Consider the following 15,877-nt stretch of genomic DNA (forward strand, 5'->3'; position numbering starts at 1 on the left):
GGTCAAGGTTCCTTGACCTCCGCTTGGGGTCCCCGTCCGCTGATCGCGTGCCAGACTGTGCGCCCCGCAGGCCGATGAGGAGAGTTCGGTGGACCTGGCGCGCCCCCTGATCGAGGACTTCCCCGCCCATCCGGACGGCGACCCGGCCGAGGCCCTGGCCCGCGCCGTCCGTGCCCGCCGCGGCGACCTCGGCCTCACCCTCGGCGACCTCGCCGCCCGGGCGGGCCTCCCGGAGGCCGACGTCCGGGCCGTCGAGGCCGGGCACGCGAGGCCCACGCTGGCGCTGCTCACGGTGCTGTCGCACGCGCTGCGCAAGGAGTAGCGGGGGCGGGCCGCCGCTCAGGCGGGTTCGTAGGAGGTCCGCCGGACCAGGGCGCGGGCCTGCGGGGAGTCCATGGGGTGGGCGAAGAGGTACCCCTGGCCGAGCGGGCAGCCCATGGCGGCGAGCAGGTCGCGCTGGTCGGCGTGCTCGATGCCCTCGGCGATCACCTGGACGCCGAGGGTGTCGGCGATCCGGGTGATGCCCTCGACCAGGGCGTACTGCTGGGGCGAGTGGCCGAGGCCGTCGATGAAGGACTTGTCGATCTTGAGCAGGGAGATCGGGAACTCGCGCAGGTAGGACAGCGAGGAGTAGCCGGTGCCGAAGTCGTCGATGGCGATGCCGACGCCGAGGCCGGACAGGGTGGCCATGTCGGCGTGGATGCGGTCGTCGCGGCGCATCAGCACGGACTCGGTCAGCTCCAGGACCAGGGTGTGCGGGTCGATGCCGGTGGTGGCCAGGGCCCGGCGGACCACGTCCACGAACCCGGCGTCGCGGAACTGCCGGGCCGAGACGTTGACGTTGACCCGCAGCGGCGGCCGGCCGGCGGCGGAGCGGACCGCCGAACTGGCGGCGTGCCAGGCCGCGACCTCCTGGGCGGCGCGCTCCAGCACCCAGGCGCCGAGCGGGACGATCTGGCCGCTCTCCTCGGCCAGGGCGATGAACTCGTCGGGCAGCACCATGCCGCGGCGGTCGTGCGGCCAGCGGACCAGCGCCTCGAAGGCGACCAGGTCCCCCGAGCGCAGGTCGACGATCGGCTGGTAGTACAGCTGGAAGGCCGATTCCGCGATCGCCGAGTCGAGGTGCTCGTTCAGCTCGTGCCGCTCCACCATCCCGGTCTGCAGGGCCGGCCGGTAGTGGCGCCACTGACGGCGGCCGGCCGCCTTGGCGGAGTAGAGCGCGAGGTCGGCGTGGGTGAGCAGCTCGGTCGCGTCCACGCTGTCCTCGGTGGTCGCCACGCCGATGCTGGCCGTCACCCGCACCGCGCCCGACTTGAGCTTGAACGGCTCGGCGAACACCGCCAGCACCCCGGACGCGATGGTGTCCACGTCGGCCGGCCGCCGCGCGTCCTCCACCAGCACCGCGAACTCGTCGCCGCCGAGGCGGGCGGCGGTGTCCGAGGCGCGCAGCGCGGTGGAGATCCGCAGCGAGACCGCGACCAGCAGTTCGTCGCCGATCGCGTGGCCCTGGGTGTCGTTGACCACCTTGAAGTCGTCCAGGTCGATGAACAGCACCCCCGTGACGGCTCCGCTGCGCTCGCCCCGGGAGAGGGCGTGGCCGACCCGGTCCAGGAACAGCACCCGGTTGGCCAGGCCGGTCAGCGAGTCGTGGAAGGCCCGGTGGGTCAGCTCGCGCTCCATCTGCCGCTGCTCGGTCACGTCGCGCAGGGTGAGCACCAGGGCGCCCACGGTCGGGTCCGCGCGCAGGTCGTTGAAGCGGACCTCGGCCTCGATCGGGGTGCGGTCCTGGCGCAGCAGCCGCCAGTGCTCGCGCGGCTGCTCCGCCCGGGGCTGGTCGGCCGTCCCGCGCATCCGGGCCAGCGCCTTGCCGACCTCCCGGCTGTCCTCGGGCGGGACCAGGTCGGTCAGCAGGGTGCCGGCCAGGTTCGGGTGGCCGAGCACCGTCTCGGCGGACGGGGAGGCGTAGCGCACGCCGTCGTCGGCGTCGAGGATCAGGATGACGTCGCTGGCGTTCTGCACCAGGGTGCGGAAGTACAGCTCGCTGTTGCGGCGGATGACCTCCCGGCTCAGCACCAACCGCTCGACCGCGAGGGCCGCCTGCGCGGCGAGGATCTCCAGCGAGCTCCAGAGGCTGGTCAGCTCCTGCTCGGTGCCGGTGACGATGAGCGCGCCGATCAGCGGATCGCCGGAGGGGCGCTCGGCGAGGGTGAGCGGGCAGACCAGGGCGTACGGCATGCCGCCGCCGAGGCGGGTGCGCCGGTCGCCGCCGGGCTTCGCGGCGGGCTTGGCGCCGGGCTTGGCGGAGAGCTTCGCGGCGGCGGACCGCGCGGGGCCGGGCTTGGACGGGCCGGGTTTGGACGGGCCGGGTTTGGACGCGCCGGGCTTCGTCGAGGTGGGCGGGGCGGCGTCCAGGCCCAGGGCGGCCACGGGCAGCAGCAGGGTCTCCCGGGCGGCGGCGAGTTCCAGCACCTGCTCGGACGGCGCGGCGTCCTGCGGCGCCTGCCGGGCGGAGCCGCTCCCGGCGTGCCGCACGTGCAGCACGCCCTCCTCGGTCACCGCGAGCAGGGCGACGTGTCCGGCCTCGGCCGGCATCAGCGTCGACGCGGCGGACTGGACGGCGTCCGCGACCTCCTCCACCGTGACGGCCGCGGTCAGCCGGGCGCCCGCCTCGCGCAGCGTCCGCTCGCGGGCGACGGCCTGCCGGCGGTCGGAGACGACCACCGCCAGCCGGGCCAGCACCAGCAGGTAGAGCAGCGCGGAGAACGCGCCGATCACGCCCGCGTTGCCGGTGTTGCCGGCCAGCGCCTCGATGATCAGGATCGCCGGGGCGATCAGCGAGGCGAGGGTGAGCAGCACCAGCCGGGCGGTGCTCAGGTCCGGCTGCTGGGTGGGCACCGGCCGGGTCAGCTCGACCATCGACGGGTGCAGCGCCGCCGCGCCCCAGGCGGTGTAGAAGGCGGCCCAGCCGAGTTCGACGGGCGTGCCGATGTGCCAGGTGCCGTGCAGCTGGATCAGCCCGTACAGCACGTCGGAGACCAGGAGGCCGAGCGAGCCGACGGCGAGCAGCTGCAGCGAGCGGGAGTTGCCCCCGCGCGGGGTCAGCAGGCGCAGCAGCAGGGCGAGCACGACCACGTCGCCGAGCGGGTAGGCGATCGAGACGGCCTTCTGGAACCAGTCGAGGTCCGGGTTCCGGGCGTACGGGAGGATCAGGTAGATCCAGGCGAGCAGGGCCAGTCCGATGGTGGGGATGAGGGCGTCGAGCAGCCCGGCGCGGTCCTGACGGGCCGTGCGCCAGCGGATGAAGCCCAGCACGCCGACGGCGTACAGCACGTACTCGGCGAGGTAGAAGCCGTCCGCGACGGACGGGAACGGGTTGGGCAGGTGCAGGATGTCCAGCTGGACGGCCTGGATCACCTCGCCCACGGTGAAGCTGAGGTTGGCGAGTGCCAGCACGTACCAGAAGCGCGCGTGCGCGGGCCGGTTGAGACGGACGCCGACCACGATCGCGGCGACGCCACCGAGGCCGATGCCCGTCCACCAGATGATCCGCTGGCTCGGATTCGCGTAGTAGATGCCGGTGAACAGCACCATCCAGAGCAGGTAACAGACCATCAGGCGTTGGCGCCGGCGAGTCAACGAGGCTACCTCCTCCGCGACACCACCCCGCCGGTCGGGCGGGGGAGTTCGGGCGAGGACTGGGCGGGCGAGGCGTACGGGCCGGCCCGGGGCGGGACGGGGGTGGGCGCTTTCGCGCAGCACCGAGGCGTCCGGTGGGGGGTGCGACCGGACGGCCTCGACGGGGCAGGAGTGCGTATAGTCGGAAATGTCGCACTCCCCAGCATTCTGCCGCCACAGCACGAGGTCAAGCCGGTGGACGACGCAGTAGACAGCGCACAGGGCGTACGGACGGATGTGAGCTCCGACCGTCACGCCGTGGTCCGCAACGACAACGGTCAGTATGCGATCTGGCCCGGGGACTTGACCGTCCCGGCCGGCTGGCGGCAGGTCCACGGACCGGCCGGGCGGGCCGACTGCCGGGACCGGGTGGAACGCGAGTGGCGCCCCGCCGAACTGGGCTTCCCCGACGGCGCCCCCGTACGGCGCGCGGCGGCCGGATTCGCCGACACGGTGCACGGACTGTTCCGCGCGCGGGTGGCGCACGACCCGGAGGCGGTCGCCGTCATCGCCGCCGACGCCACGCTGAGCTACTGCGAACTCGACCTGCGCAGCGACCGGTTGGCCGCCGCGCTCCGGGCCCGCGGGGCCGGCCCCGAGCAGGTCGTGCCGGTCTGCCTGGAACGCGGGGCCGGGCTGGTGACCGCCTGGCTGGCCGTGCTCAAGGCCGGCGGGGCCTTCCTGCCACTGGACCCGGCCCACCCGCGGCGACGGCTGGCCGGGCTCGTCGAGGACTGCGGGGCCCGGGTGGTGGTCGCGGACGGCGACGGCTTCCCGGGGACCTCCCGGGTACCCGTGCTCGGGCCGGGGGGCGGCGGCTCCGGCGAGTTCCTGGGAGACGACGGCGCCGTCCCCGACGACCTCGCCTACCTGATCTACACCTCCGGCACGACCGGCCGCCCCAAAGGCGTGCCCGTCACCCACCGTGCGCTGCTGTTCACCCTCGACCGGATCGTCCACGCCTACCGGCTGCGCCCCGGCGAACGCGTCCTGCAACTGGCCGCGCTCGGCTCCGACACCGCGCTGGAGCAGGTGTTCGGCGCCCTGCTCGCGGGCGCGACCGTCGTGCTGGGCGGCGGGGACGCGGGCGGCACCTGGGCGCCCACCGAACTGGCCGGCCGGCTGCCCGGGCTGGGCCTGGCCGTCGCCGACCTCACCCCCGCCTACTGGCACCACCTGCTCGACCTGCTCCCGCCCGGCGGTCCCGGCCCCCGGGAGCTGCGGCTGGTCGTGGTCGGCGGGGACGTCGTGCACGCCGACGACTGCCGCCGCTGCCTGGAACGGCTGCCCGGCGCCCGGCTGCTCAACGCGTACGGGGTCACCGAGGCGGCCGTCACCTCGACGCTCTGCGAGGTCACGGCCGACCTCCTCGGCGGGGGCGCCACCGGCCCGGGCCCGACGGGACCGGGCGGCTCCGCCGCGCCCGTACCGATCGGCCGGCCACTGCCCGGAGTGCGGGTGCATGTGCTCGACGCCCGGCTGCGCCCCGTCCGGCCCGGGGAGAAGGGGCAGATCCACCTCGGTGGGCCCGGCCTCGCCCGCGGCTACTGGCGGCAGGCCGGGCTCACCGCCGAGTCCTTCCTGCCCGACCCGTACGCGCCGCTGCCCGGCGAGCGGATGTACCGCACCGGCGACGCCGGACGGTGGCGGGCCGACGGGCAGCTGGAGATCCTCGGGCGCTTCGACGACCAGCTGAAGGTGCGCGGGCACCGGGTGGACCCGGCCGAGATCGAGGCCGTCCTGGCCGCCCACCCGGACGTTCGGCAGGCCCGGATCGCGGCCGACGGGGAGTCGGCGGACGGCAGCCGCACGCTCACGGCGTACTACACGCTCGCCCCCGGGGCGGCCGGCGGGGCGCGGGGGATCCGGGCGTTCCTGGCCGAGCGGCTGCCGGACTACCTGGTGCCGGCCGACTTCGTGCCGCTGGCGGCGATGCCGCTGACGGCGGCGGGGAAGATCGACCGGCGGCGGCTGCCGCACGCGCCGGTGCGTTCGGCCGGTTCGGGTGGCCCGGCCGGCCCGGCTGCTCCGGCTGCTCCGGCCGGAGCGGGTGCGTCCGGTGCGGACGCGGTCGAGGCGGCCGTCGGGCAGCTGTGGGTGGAGCTGCTCGGCGTCGAACACGTCGGCCCGGACGGCGACTTCTTCGCGCTCGGCGGCACCTCGCTGCTCGCGATGGAGATGCTGGCGCGGGCCCGGATCATGTTCGGCATCGACGTCGGGCAGGTGCGGGCGCTCACCCGGGCACTGCTGCGCGAACCCGTCCTGCACGCCTTCGCGGGGGCCCTGCGGGCGGCGCGCACGGAGGGCCCCGCGGGCGCCGAACGGGACGCCGGCGTCGACTGGTTCGCGGAGGCCCGGCTCACCGACGACCTCCGGCAGTCCTGGAGCCCGGCGCCCTCCCGGGCCGAGCCCGCCGAGATCCTGCTCACCGGCGCCACCGGCTTCTGCGGCGCCCACCTGCTGCACACGCTGCTCGCCACCACCCGGGCCCGCATCCACTGCCTGGTCCGCGCGCCCGACGAGGAACACGCGCTGGAACGGCTGCGGGCGGCGCAGCAGCGCTTCCTGCGGCACGACCTCGCCGACCGGCGGGTGGTGCCGCTGGTCGGCGACCTCACCCGGCCCGCACTCGGGCTGACGGACCACCGGTTCGACTGGCTGGCCGGGCACCTCGACGCGATCCACCACCTCGGCGGGCAGGTCAACTTCCTCTACCCGTACCACCAGCTGCGCCGCCCCAACGTCGGCGGCACCCGGGAGGTCGTCCGGCTCGCCGGGCACAGCCGGGGCATCCCCGTGCACTACCTCTCCACCCTCGCCGTCCTGGCCGGCTTCGGCGCGGCCGGGGTCCCGAAGGTCACCGAGCGGACCCCGCTCGCCCACCCGGAACGGCTCGGCGTCGGCTACGTCGAGAGCAAGTGGGTCGCCGAACAGCTGCTGCACAACGCGGCCGCCGCCGGCCTGCCGGTCACCGTGCTGCGCACCAACGACGTCACCGGGGACCTCGCGGACGGGGCGATGAACACCGGCACCGAACTGTGCGCGCTGATCGCCTACCTGGCCGACAGCGGTACCTGCCCGGACGTGCAGCTGCTGCTCGACTTCGTCCCCGCCGACCGCTTCTCCCGGGCCGTCGCCCACATCGCCGCCCACGCACCGGCCGCCGGCGAGGTCTACCACCTCACCTCCCCGCGGCCGGGCGTCCTCGCCGACCTCGCCGAGCGGCTGCGGGCGCGCGGCCACCGGATCGCCCCACTGCCGTACGGGGACTGGGTGCGGCGGCTGGTCCGGTTCGCCGCCGGGAACCCGACGCACCCGATCGCACCGTTCGTCCCGCTGTTCGTGGACCGCGCGCCGGGGACGGACCTGTCGATCAGCGAGATGTACTTCCGGCCGACGTTCCCGCTGTTCGAGCGGGCCAACGCGGACGCGGCGCTGGCCGGGAGCGGGATCGAACTGCCTCCGGTGGAGGGCGGGTTGATCGACCACTACCTGGCGGGGCTGGAGCGGGAGGGCTTCCTGCGGGCGGCGTCGCCGTGAGCCGTTCCGAGGGGAGCCGTTCCGAGGGGAGCCGTTCCGACGCGAGCCTCTTCGACGCGCTGGGTGGGCGACTCGGCTCCGGCGAGGGCCCGGTGGCCTTCGGCGGGTCGCTCGGGCCCGGAGAACTGCTGGCGGCGTACCGGCGCGGGCTGTTCCCGCTGCCGGCGGCGGACGTGTACGCGAGCGCGTACAGCGAGGCGCTGTACGGGGACGCCGTCGAGGCGGGCGAGGTGGCGCTGCTGCCGGGCGGGACGGACCCGTACGCGCTGGCCTGGTGGTCGCCCGACCCGAGGCCGGTGATCGTGCCCGACGGCGTCCGGCTCGGGAGGCGGCTGGAGCGGCGGTTGCGCAACCGGTCCTCGTGGTGGACGAGCGCGGACCGGGCCTTCGGCCAGGTGCTGGCGGCGTGCGCCGAGGGGCGTCAACCGGTCTGGCTCACGGAGGAGTTGGCGGCGGCACTGATGAAGCTGCACGGGCTGGGGGCGGCGCACAGCGGCGAGGTGTGGGAGGGGGAGGAGCTGATCGGCGGCGTGTTCGGGGTGGTGGTCGGCCCGGTGCTGAGCCTGGACTCGATGTTCCACCGCCGTCCGGACGCCGCCCGGGTCGCCGTCGCCGACCTCGGGGCGAGGTTCGGCGCGGCGGGCGGGCGGCTGCTCGACGCGCAGTGGGACGGGCCGCACGTGCGGAGCCTCGGGGCGGAACCGATGGCGCGCTCGCGGTACCTCGCCGAGCTCTCGGGCGAGGGCGAGGACACGGACAGGGGCGCGGGCAGGGGCATGGGCGGGGTCGGTGCGCTGGACGGGTCGCCGCTGCCGGTGGCGCGGCTGGGGCGGGGCCCGGCTCGCCCGGCTGATCCCTCCACTCTGACGAACCTCGGATGACCTGCGGTTAAACCTGATCGGTCCGGCTTTTTTGGCCTGTCTTCGACAAACTTATTCCTCGTCAGTAACATGACGCCGCGTGTTCAAGAGTTCCATAGGCAGGGCCGCCGGCCCCGCCGTCCTCACCCTCGTCCTCGCCGGGGCCGCCGCGTGCGGGCCGACCAGCCCCGGTACCTCCCAGGCCGGTGCCGCACCGGCCGCCGCCACCGTCGCCGACCCGGCCGCGACCGCCGCCGGGGGCAGCCCGGCCGCCGCCCCGCCCGCCGGCGGCACCCCGCGCGCCAAGGCGGGCAGCCCCGCCGCCGGCCGTCCGACCCCGAGCAGAACCACCGTCACCGCCGCACCCGTCGGGGACCACCAGGCCGCGATCGGCAGCCCGGGCAAGGACGGTGGCGCCGTCACGGCGGCGGCGAAGAACCTCCAGCTGACGGCCTACGACCCGGCGGGCGGCACGGCCGTGCTGTCGGCGACGGGGCCGGCCGCCCCGGCATCGGCCCCGGCCACGGCTTCGCCCACGGCTTCGCCCACAGCCTCGGCCACGACCTCGGCCACGACCTCGCCGGGCGCCGTCCCGCCGGCCGCAGTCGCGGCCGCGGCCGTCCAGCCCGGACAGCTGATCGCCAGCCCGCCCACCGCCGCCGCCCCGCAGGGCGCGCTGGTCGCCGTCACCGGCGTCCGGCCCGGCGCGGGCAGCACCATCGCCCTGACCACCCGTCCGGCCACCCTGGCCGAACTCCTCGGCGGCACCGAGGCCGACGGCAACGTCCCCGTCGACCCGCACGGCATCACCGTGACCCCGTTGGTCAAGGACCTCAAGGCGACCGCCGGCCTGACCGGGAACGGCGTCCAGGCCGACGCCTCCGGCACCCTGGAGGTGAACCTCAGGGCCCCCGTCCCGCTGCCCGACGGCGCGAGCCTCGACGCCTCCGGCTCGCTCCAGCTCCACCCCGCCGTCCACTTCGCCTACCACGGCGCGGCGGCCGGCAGCCCGCGTACCGCCTCGATCGGCTTCGACCTCGGCGCCCACGCCCAGTGGAAGGTCACCGGCGACGCCGCCCGCAGCACCGGCGCGGCCCCCGTCCGGGTGCCCTTCGCCAAGCTGCAGGCCAGCCCGGTGCTGACGGTCGCCGGCCTGCCGGTGGTCGTCAACCTCGGCCTCACCTGCTACCTGGAGGTCAGCGCCGACGGCCAGGTCCACCTGGAGGCGGAACAGGACGCCACCGGCACCTGGGCGGTGCGCGCCGACTACACCGGCGGCAAGGGCTGGACCCCGGCCACCAGCGCCGAGACCAAGGTCACCCCGGTGCACGTGCGCCTCAACGGCAAGGCGGGCGTTCGGGCCGCGCTCGGCGCCGAGATCAGCCTCGGCCTGTACGACACCGTCGGCGTGGAGACCACCGTCGCCCCCTACCTGCGCGCCCAGGCGGAGGGCTCGCTGGTCGCCGACTCCTCCGGCAACCCGCCACAGGCGCAGGGCAGTTGGTCGCTGGTCGGTGGCGTCGACCTGAACGGCTCGCTGCTCGCCCACCTGAAGGTCTTCGGCACCCCGATCATCGAGGGCAAGCTGCCCCTGCCGCCGTTCCACCGGGAGTGGCCGCTGCTCACGGGCTCGGCGACACTGCCCGCCCCGCAGCACAGCTGACCCCTCGCCACCTTCCGGGCCCCTCGGCGGAGTTCTCCGACCGGGGGGCCCTCGTCATGGGTAGGCTCGGATCGGAGGATAGGGGGCGGTGTGGGGAGCAGACGTTCGGTGCTCGGCGGCGCGGCCGTCCTGGTCTGGGCCGGGACGCTGGTCCTGTACGCCGCCACCGGGATCGGCTGGTGGGCGGCCGTTCCGGCGCTGGCCGCGGCGGTGCTGGCCGCGCTGGCGCTGCCGACGCCGCCACGACCGGGCGCACGGGCGGACGGGCCCGGGAGGCGCGTTCAGAGCCCGCTGCCGACCGGGCCCGCACCCATGGGCCTGGGGTTCCCCGTCCCCGCGGGCCTGCCGCCGGGTCTCTCGGAGGGCCTTTCGGAGGTTGGGCCGGTGGGCAGTGGGCCGGTCTACCGGTCCGACGTCTCCGGCAGCGTCCTCGCCTGGGCGGACGGCGACGCGGCGGTCGCCGGGAGCGGCGCCGGGGCCGGGCACCGGCCCCTGCTGGAGTACGCCGACGACCCGCTGACCCCGGTGGCCGCCGAGACCGTCACCGAGGGCCTGGAACGCCTCTTCCTCCGGCTCGGCCCGCCGCCGGGCGCCGCCCGCAGCCCCGACCGCACCGCCCCCACGCCCCGAGGTGACGACCGGTGACCACCCCCGAGGAGAGCCGCACCCGCCGTCCGACGGCCCTGGAGATCGCCACCCAGTGGGCCCGACTTCCGCCCGAGCACCTGCGGGTGGCCCTGGAGCACCTCGAACTGGAACTCCGGCGCGAACACGCCCGGGAGAGTGCCCGGGAACGCCACCAGGCGTCGCTGGAACGCGAGCGGACGGCGTCGGCCTCGGTGCTCGAAGCGGCCCGGATGCGGGAGGAGCACGTGACCGAGCGCGCCCGGATCGCGGCTCAGGACCGCAAGGACCAGCGCGCCCACCAGCTCTACGCCGGCGGACTGGCGGCCGGATTCGTGCTCGCCGCCGGAATGCTCGCCGGCTCGGTGATCGTCGGCCTGGAGGGCCGCCAGTGGCTGGCCGGCCTGCTCGCCGGGCCCAGCCTGATCGCCCTCCCGGTGGTCTTCGTCCTGCGCCGCAGCGACCGGCCCACCGCACGCCCGCTCCCGCTCCCGCCGCCCACCTTCCCGGAGCGGTTCCCGGACGACCGGTCGGCGTAGCCGCGCGGCCCGTGCCCGGAGGCGGGGCGGCTACGGTCGTGACCGCGAGGGCGACGGCGGTCGCGACACCGCCGGAACGGGACGTCAGGTGCCGCTGGTGGGGGTGTCGTCCTTCTTGACGCCCAGGAGGATCTGGTCCAGCACCGAGACGTCCGGGGCGGCCGGGTCGTCGTCCACGCCGCCGTCGAAGACCACGTAGCCCCCGCCCTTCGCGGGGAGGGCGGCCAGCAGGACGTAGCCCTGGGTGCCGTCGGCGTTGGTGATGTGCCAGCGGGTCGCGTAGCCGGCCACGCCGGCGACGGCGAGGCTGCCCGAGCCGTAGTCGGTCTGCGAGGTCATCCCGCTGAAGATCTGCTTGGCGACGGTCGGCATGGCGGCGTCGGCGGCGGCCTTCGCGCTGTCGCCCTGGATGGTGTTCTTCTCCACCGAGAACCGGCCGCGGATGCAGGCCTTGCCGTTCGCGCAGGTGTAGCGGCCACTGCCGAGGTAGACCGACCACTGCGGGGTGTCGGTCGTCGTCACCTCCCAGCCCTCGAACACCGGGAGGGTGATCGAGTGCTGCTGGTCCGCGACGGTGCTCCTGAGGACCGGGGCGGGCTTGGGCGTGGCCGGCTTCGGGGTGGGGCCGGGGCTCGTGGTCGGGCCGGCGCTGCGGCTGACGGAAACGGTGGGGTCGGTGGTCGGGTCCGCCGTCGGGTCGCCGCCGTGGCTGAGCGCGACTCCGGCGACGCTGCCGCCGACCGCCAGGACGCCGACCGCGACGGCGATGATCACGCCCGGCTTGGCCCGCCTGGGGGCGGGGAGCGGGGCCGCGGCCATCGGCGGGTAGCCGGGGCCGGGCTGGCCGTAGCCCGCAGCCGGGTACGCCTGCGGGCCCGGGTACGTCTGCTGGCCCGGGTACGTCTGCGGGCCGGGGTGGCCCGGGTACGCCTGCTGCGCCGGGGGCGCCTCCTGGCCCGGGTAGCCGTAGCCGCCCTGGACCGGCCGGACGTCGCTGGTCCAGGCGTTGCCGTCCCACCAGCGCTCGTGGCCGGGGGCGCCGTCCGGACCGGGGACCGGGTACCACCCGGGAGGCGTCTCGTTGCTCACGGCCGTACGGTACCCGCCGGTGTGCGGCCCGTGGCGGCAGGGGTGCCGTGCCCGCCGCCACCGCCGCGGGCGGTCAGCACGAGGGTCGCGGCCGTGGCCGCGGCGAGGCGGCCCAGGCGGCGGTGAAACCGTGGGTGGTGTCGCGGAGCAGCCCGAGGGCGGGCGGGACCAGGACGACGGCCGGTTGGTTGACGGCCATGACCAGTCCGAGGGCGAAGCCGGTCCGGCCCGGTGGGGCCGACTTCGCCAGGTGGGCCACCCACGGGCCGTACCAGCCGATGCCGAAGAAGCCCAGCCAGGTGAACAGGAGGGCGGCCACCAGGGGGGAGTGGCCCGCCGGCGTCGTCAGGGCCGTCAACCCGGCCACCACCGCGCCCAGGCAGACCAGGACGGGCCGGTACCGCCCGGCACGGCTGCGGTCGCTCCAGGCCGCCAGCGCGATCCGGCCGGCCGCCCCCGCCACCTGGACCGCCACCAGGACGGCGGCGCTCGGACCGGGGCCGAGGGCCGTCACGTCGTGGAGGTACAGCGCGCCGAGCACGCCGATGCCGCTGTGCACCGAGACCAGGCTCAGGCCGGAGAACAGGATCCTCGTCATGGCCGGCTCGCGGAGCATCCGCAGCCGGGAGCGCCCCGCCGACCACCAGTGCCGCCCGCCACCCGTGCGCCACCGCCGCGCGGCGCGACCGGCGACCGGCCCGGCCCGCGCGTGACCGTCCCGCCCGGACGGCGGGGAACTGTCGGAGGGCGTACCCGAAGGGCCGCGGGATCCTGCACCGCACCGCCTGGATACGATCGCACGATGATCACCACCAGCGCCCGCACCACGGTCTTCGACATCGACGGCACCCTCTGCTTCGACGGGCGGACGATCGACCGCCGGATCCTCGCCGCGCTGGCGGACTGTGAGCGGGCCGGGCACCAGCTGGTCTTCGCCTCCGCCCGGCCGGTCCGCGACCTCCTGCCCGTCCTCGACGGGGCCTTTCCCGCCGCCACGCTGATCGGCGGCAACGGCAGCCTGGTCTCCGTCGACGGCCGGGTGCGGGCGCGGGCCGCGTTCGAGGCCGGTGACCTCGACCGGCTGCTGACCGAGGTCGAGCGGTTCCGGGCGGGCTACCTCGCCGACGGCCCGTGGGACTACGCCTACACCGGACCGGCCGACCACCCGATCCGCGGCCGGGTCGACCAGGGCGGCCTCGCCCGCCGGGTGGAGCTCGCCGAACTCCCCGCCGTGGTCAAGTTCCTGGTGGTCGACGCGACCGACCCGGCGGCCCTCGCGGAGGCCGGCCGCGCGCTCGGGATGACCGTCAACCACCACCTCGACGAGGCGATCATCGACTTCGCCCCGGGCACCACGAACAAGTGGGAGGCGCTGACCTCGCTGGGGATCGACGCGTACAACGCCTTCGGCAACGACATCAACGACCTCGACCTGCTGCGCAACGCCCGGCACTCCGTCCGGGTCGGCACCCACCCGGGCCTGGACGGCGTCGCCCGCGTCACCGTCGCCGCCGAAGCGGAGGCCGTCGCCGCCGAGATCTCCCGGCTGGCCGCGGCGCCCGGCCGGTAGCCGCCGGGCGCTACCACGACCGCTTCGCGCGCGGGGAGGACGGGCGGTGGCGGTTCGCGGAGCGGCGGGTGCGGATCACCCTGGTCGGCGAGGTGAGCCGCCACCTGCGGCGCTAGGCGTGCGCCGACCGGGACGGGGGGACGGCCGGGACGAGGAGAAGCGGGGGCGGCGGTGCGGGAGCGGTTGGCGGGTGCGGCGCGGGCCGCGCTGGGCGGGCGGCCGTATCCCCGGTAGGAGCCCGTACGCCCGCGTCGGTTCGGGGGATTGCGGCGGGGGTTCCGGCGTGGACGGGGCGGTGGGGGAATCCATGCCCCGGAAGGGCGCCGCGACCGGTTGTGCGCCCTCGGAAGGGAGAACAGTCATGCGTCGTCGGATTGCCGCGGTCGGGATGCTGGCCGCCGCCGGAGTGCTCGCGTTCGCCGTGCCCGCACAGGCGGCGACGGGGGTGCTGGTGGTGAACGGTGTGGCGCACCAGAACCCGGCCCGGGGGTGCTACCCGACCCTGTCGCCCGTGCTCGTCCAGAACCTCACGGACGCGAGGGTCGACGTGTACTCCGCGGCGAACTGCCAGGGGTCGCTGACGCGGGAGATCGCCGCCGGGATGTCCGCGGCGACGGTCGGGTTCAGCTACTTCGTCAACTGACGCCGGAGCAGGACCGGAGCGTGGGGGGGGGGGCCCCCCCCCCGAACCCCGCCCCCACCCCGGGGTGGCAGTGGTTGACCCGGGCCCCCCACGGGGCCACCCGCGGGGGGGGGCCCGCGACGCCGTGGGCGGGGGCGCGGGTGGTTTTACTATAATTCTAAAACTCCCGCCGGCGCTGGACGGGTGTGTGGCACGCCGCCCCCCCCCACTCCCCACGCCGTCACGAGGAGGTGCGATGGAGATCCCGGGGCCCGAACCGTGCGCCGACGGCGGGGTGGGCGCCATCGCGCGGGCGGGTGGCCTGCACGCCTACCAGCTGTGGCTGCACGCCGAGTACGGACCCGTCGCGCGGCTCCGGCTGCCCGGGGCCGGGACCGCCGTGTCGATCGCCGATCCGGTGCTGCTGGAGGCCGCGGTCCACCTCGACGAGCGGCCCCGGCGGCTGTTCTCCTTCCTGGACCCGCTGTTCGAGGCGGGCAACCTCCAGGTGCTCCCGGCCGACGAGCACGGGCCGTGGCGCCGGCTGCTGCTCACCGTCCTGGCCGGACGGCCCTCGCACGAACGGCACGTCGCCCGCTTCGCCGCCCTGGCGACCGGGCTCGCCGACCGCTGGGCCGCCCTGCCCGCCGGGCGGTCCGTCGAGCTCCAGCGGGAACTGGCCGGGCTCTCCCTCCGGATGGTCTGCGGCTACGCCCTGGGCGGCGAGGTCGAGGACCCGGACGGCGTGGTCGAGGCCTTCGAGGTGGTGCTCGCCGACCAGTTGGAGCGCCTCTACCGGGATCCGGCCGAGCAGGCCCCGGAGCAGCACGTCGAACGGACCGCGCGGGCCCTCGCCCGGCTGCGGGCGACGGTCGACCGGGTGATCGCCGCGCACCGCCCGGACGGCCCGAGCGCCGGCGGCCCCGGCACCGGTGACCGCGGCGCAGGCGGCTCCAACACCGGCGACCGCAGCGACCTGATCGGCGCCCTCGTCGAGGCCGGCGAGAGCCCCGCGAGGATCCGCGACACCGTCCTCGCCGTGATGCTGGCCGCCCACCACACCACGGGCGTGGCCGTCTCCTGGACGCTGCACCTGCTCGCCGCCCACCCGGAGGCGGCCGCGCGCGTCACCGAGGAGCTCGACCGCGTCCTCGGCGACCGCCCGGCGCCCGACCACGCCGACCTGCACCGGCTGCCGTACCTGGGGATGGTCCTGCGCGAGTCGCTGCGCCGCTACCCGCCCGGCCCGTACGGCGCCCGGTGGACCGCCGGTCCGCTGGCCGTCGGCGGGTACACCGTCCCCGCCGGGGCGGTGGTCCTCCTCCCGATCCTGGCCGTCCACCTGAACCCCGCGTACTGGCCCGAGCCGGAGCGGTTCCGGCCCGAGCGGTTCACCCCCGAGGAGTCGGCGGGGCGCCCCCGGCTGGCCTGGATCCCGTTCGGCCTGGGCCCGCGCGCCTGCGAGGGGGCGGGCCTGGCCATGACGGAGGCCCTGGTGCTGCTGGCCGTCCTGCTCAAGCGGCTCGGCTTCCGGCCCGAGCCGGGCCACCGGGTGGTCCCGGTCGAACGGTTCGTGCTGTGGGCCGCCGACGACATCCGCATGCTGGTGAGCCCGCGCGCCGCGGACGGCCCGTCCCGCTGAGCGGGTCTGGCGGGAACCCCTATCGCGATATATCGTGAGTTCCCGTCCGTGTC

The 15,877-nt window shown here is 75.8% G+C and carries 12 protein-coding genes; 9 read left to right on the forward strand and 3 right to left on the reverse strand.

Features of this window, described 5'->3' with window-relative positions; genetic code table 11:
* The first annotated feature begins 88 nt into the window (after positions 1–88).
* Positions 89–322: a helix-turn-helix domain-containing protein gene (locus ACWGKU_RS12695; protein WP_359913507.1), complete on the forward strand. Its 234-nt coding sequence runs from the start codon at positions 89–91 to the stop codon at positions 320–322.
* A gap of 17 nt (positions 323–339) precedes the next feature.
* Here ACWGKU_RS12695 and ACWGKU_RS12700 read toward each other — a convergent pair whose 3' ends face one another.
* Complete coding sequence (locus tag ACWGKU_RS12700) at positions 340–3,636, reverse strand: EAL domain-containing protein (RefSeq protein WP_452191427.1); 3,297 nt, start codon at positions 3,634–3,636, stop codon at positions 340–342.
* Positions 3,637–3,870: 234 nt separating this feature from the next.
* Here ACWGKU_RS12700 and ACWGKU_RS12705 point away from each other — a divergent pair, with 234 nt between their 5' ends.
* The 5 genes from ACWGKU_RS12705 to ACWGKU_RS12725 all read left to right on the forward strand — a co-directional run bounded on the left by ACWGKU_RS12705 (position 3,871) and on the right by ACWGKU_RS12725 (position 10,901).
* A complete protein-coding gene (locus tag ACWGKU_RS12705) occupies positions 3,871–7,215 on the forward strand; it encodes an amino acid adenylation domain-containing protein (RefSeq protein WP_452180957.1) in 3,345 nt (1,114 codons plus the stop codon).
* On the forward strand, positions 7,212–8,096 hold the full coding sequence (locus ACWGKU_RS12710; RefSeq protein ID WP_452180956.1) for a leucyl/phenylalanyl-tRNA--protein transferase: 885 nt from the start codon (positions 7,212–7,214) through the stop codon (positions 8,094–8,096). Before ACWGKU_RS12705 ends, ACWGKU_RS12710 begins: the two co-directional genes overlap by 4 nt.
* A 79-nt stretch (positions 8,097–8,175) precedes the next feature.
* Entirely contained in the window at positions 8,176–9,738 is a 1,563-nt protein-coding gene (locus ACWGKU_RS12715) for a hypothetical protein (protein WP_452191429.1), read from the forward strand.
* Positions 9,739–9,828: 90 nt separating this feature from the next.
* Complete coding sequence (locus ACWGKU_RS12720; protein WP_452178053.1) at positions 9,829–10,383, forward strand: hypothetical protein; 555 nt, start codon at positions 9,829–9,831, stop codon at positions 10,381–10,383.
* On the forward strand, positions 10,380–10,901 hold the full coding sequence (locus ACWGKU_RS12725) for a hypothetical protein (protein WP_401055639.1): 522 nt from the start codon (positions 10,380–10,382) through the stop codon (positions 10,899–10,901). The genes ACWGKU_RS12720 and ACWGKU_RS12725 overlap by 4 nt, the downstream gene beginning before the upstream one ends.
* Positions 10,902–10,985: 84 nt before the next feature.
* On the opposite strand, the gene ACWGKU_RS12730 is transcribed toward ACWGKU_RS12725, so the two are convergent.
* Together ACWGKU_RS12730 and ACWGKU_RS12735 are read right to left on the reverse strand one after the other, a co-directional pair.
* Positions 10,986–11,990: a DUF2510 domain-containing protein gene (locus ACWGKU_RS12730; protein ID WP_452178054.1), complete on the reverse strand. Its 1,005-nt coding sequence runs from the start codon at positions 11,988–11,990 to the stop codon at positions 10,986–10,988.
* Between the two features lie 73 nt (positions 11,991–12,063).
* Positions 12,064–12,588, reverse strand: a complete 525-nt coding sequence (locus tag ACWGKU_RS12735; protein WP_452178055.1) for an MFS transporter — start codon at positions 12,586–12,588, stop codon at positions 12,064–12,066.
* Positions 12,589–12,792: 204 nt separating this feature from the next.
* Here ACWGKU_RS12735 and ACWGKU_RS12740 point away from each other — a divergent pair, with 204 nt between their 5' ends.
* The 3 genes from ACWGKU_RS12740 to ACWGKU_RS12750 all read left to right on the forward strand — a co-directional run bounded on the left by ACWGKU_RS12740 (position 12,793) and on the right by ACWGKU_RS12750 (position 15,824).
* Positions 12,793–13,560 carry an HAD hydrolase family protein gene (locus tag ACWGKU_RS12740; RefSeq protein ID WP_452178056.1) on the forward strand — a complete coding sequence of 256 codons (768 nt, stop codon included), beginning with the start codon at positions 12,793–12,795 and terminating at the stop codon, positions 13,558–13,560.
* Positions 13,561–13,921: 361 nt separating this feature from the next.
* Positions 13,922–14,203 (forward strand): hypothetical protein, encoded by a 282-nt coding sequence (locus tag ACWGKU_RS12745; RefSeq protein ID WP_401051008.1) that lies wholly within the window; start codon positions 13,922–13,924, stop codon positions 14,201–14,203.
* 235 nt (positions 14,204–14,438) lie between these two features.
* Positions 14,439–15,824: a cytochrome P450 gene (locus ACWGKU_RS12750; protein WP_452178057.1), complete on the forward strand. Its 1,386-nt coding sequence runs from the start codon at positions 14,439–14,441 to the stop codon at positions 15,822–15,824.
* Positions 15,825–15,877: the final 53 nt, after the last annotated feature.

Source organism: Kitasatospora sp. NPDC054768, assembly GCF_053612025.1.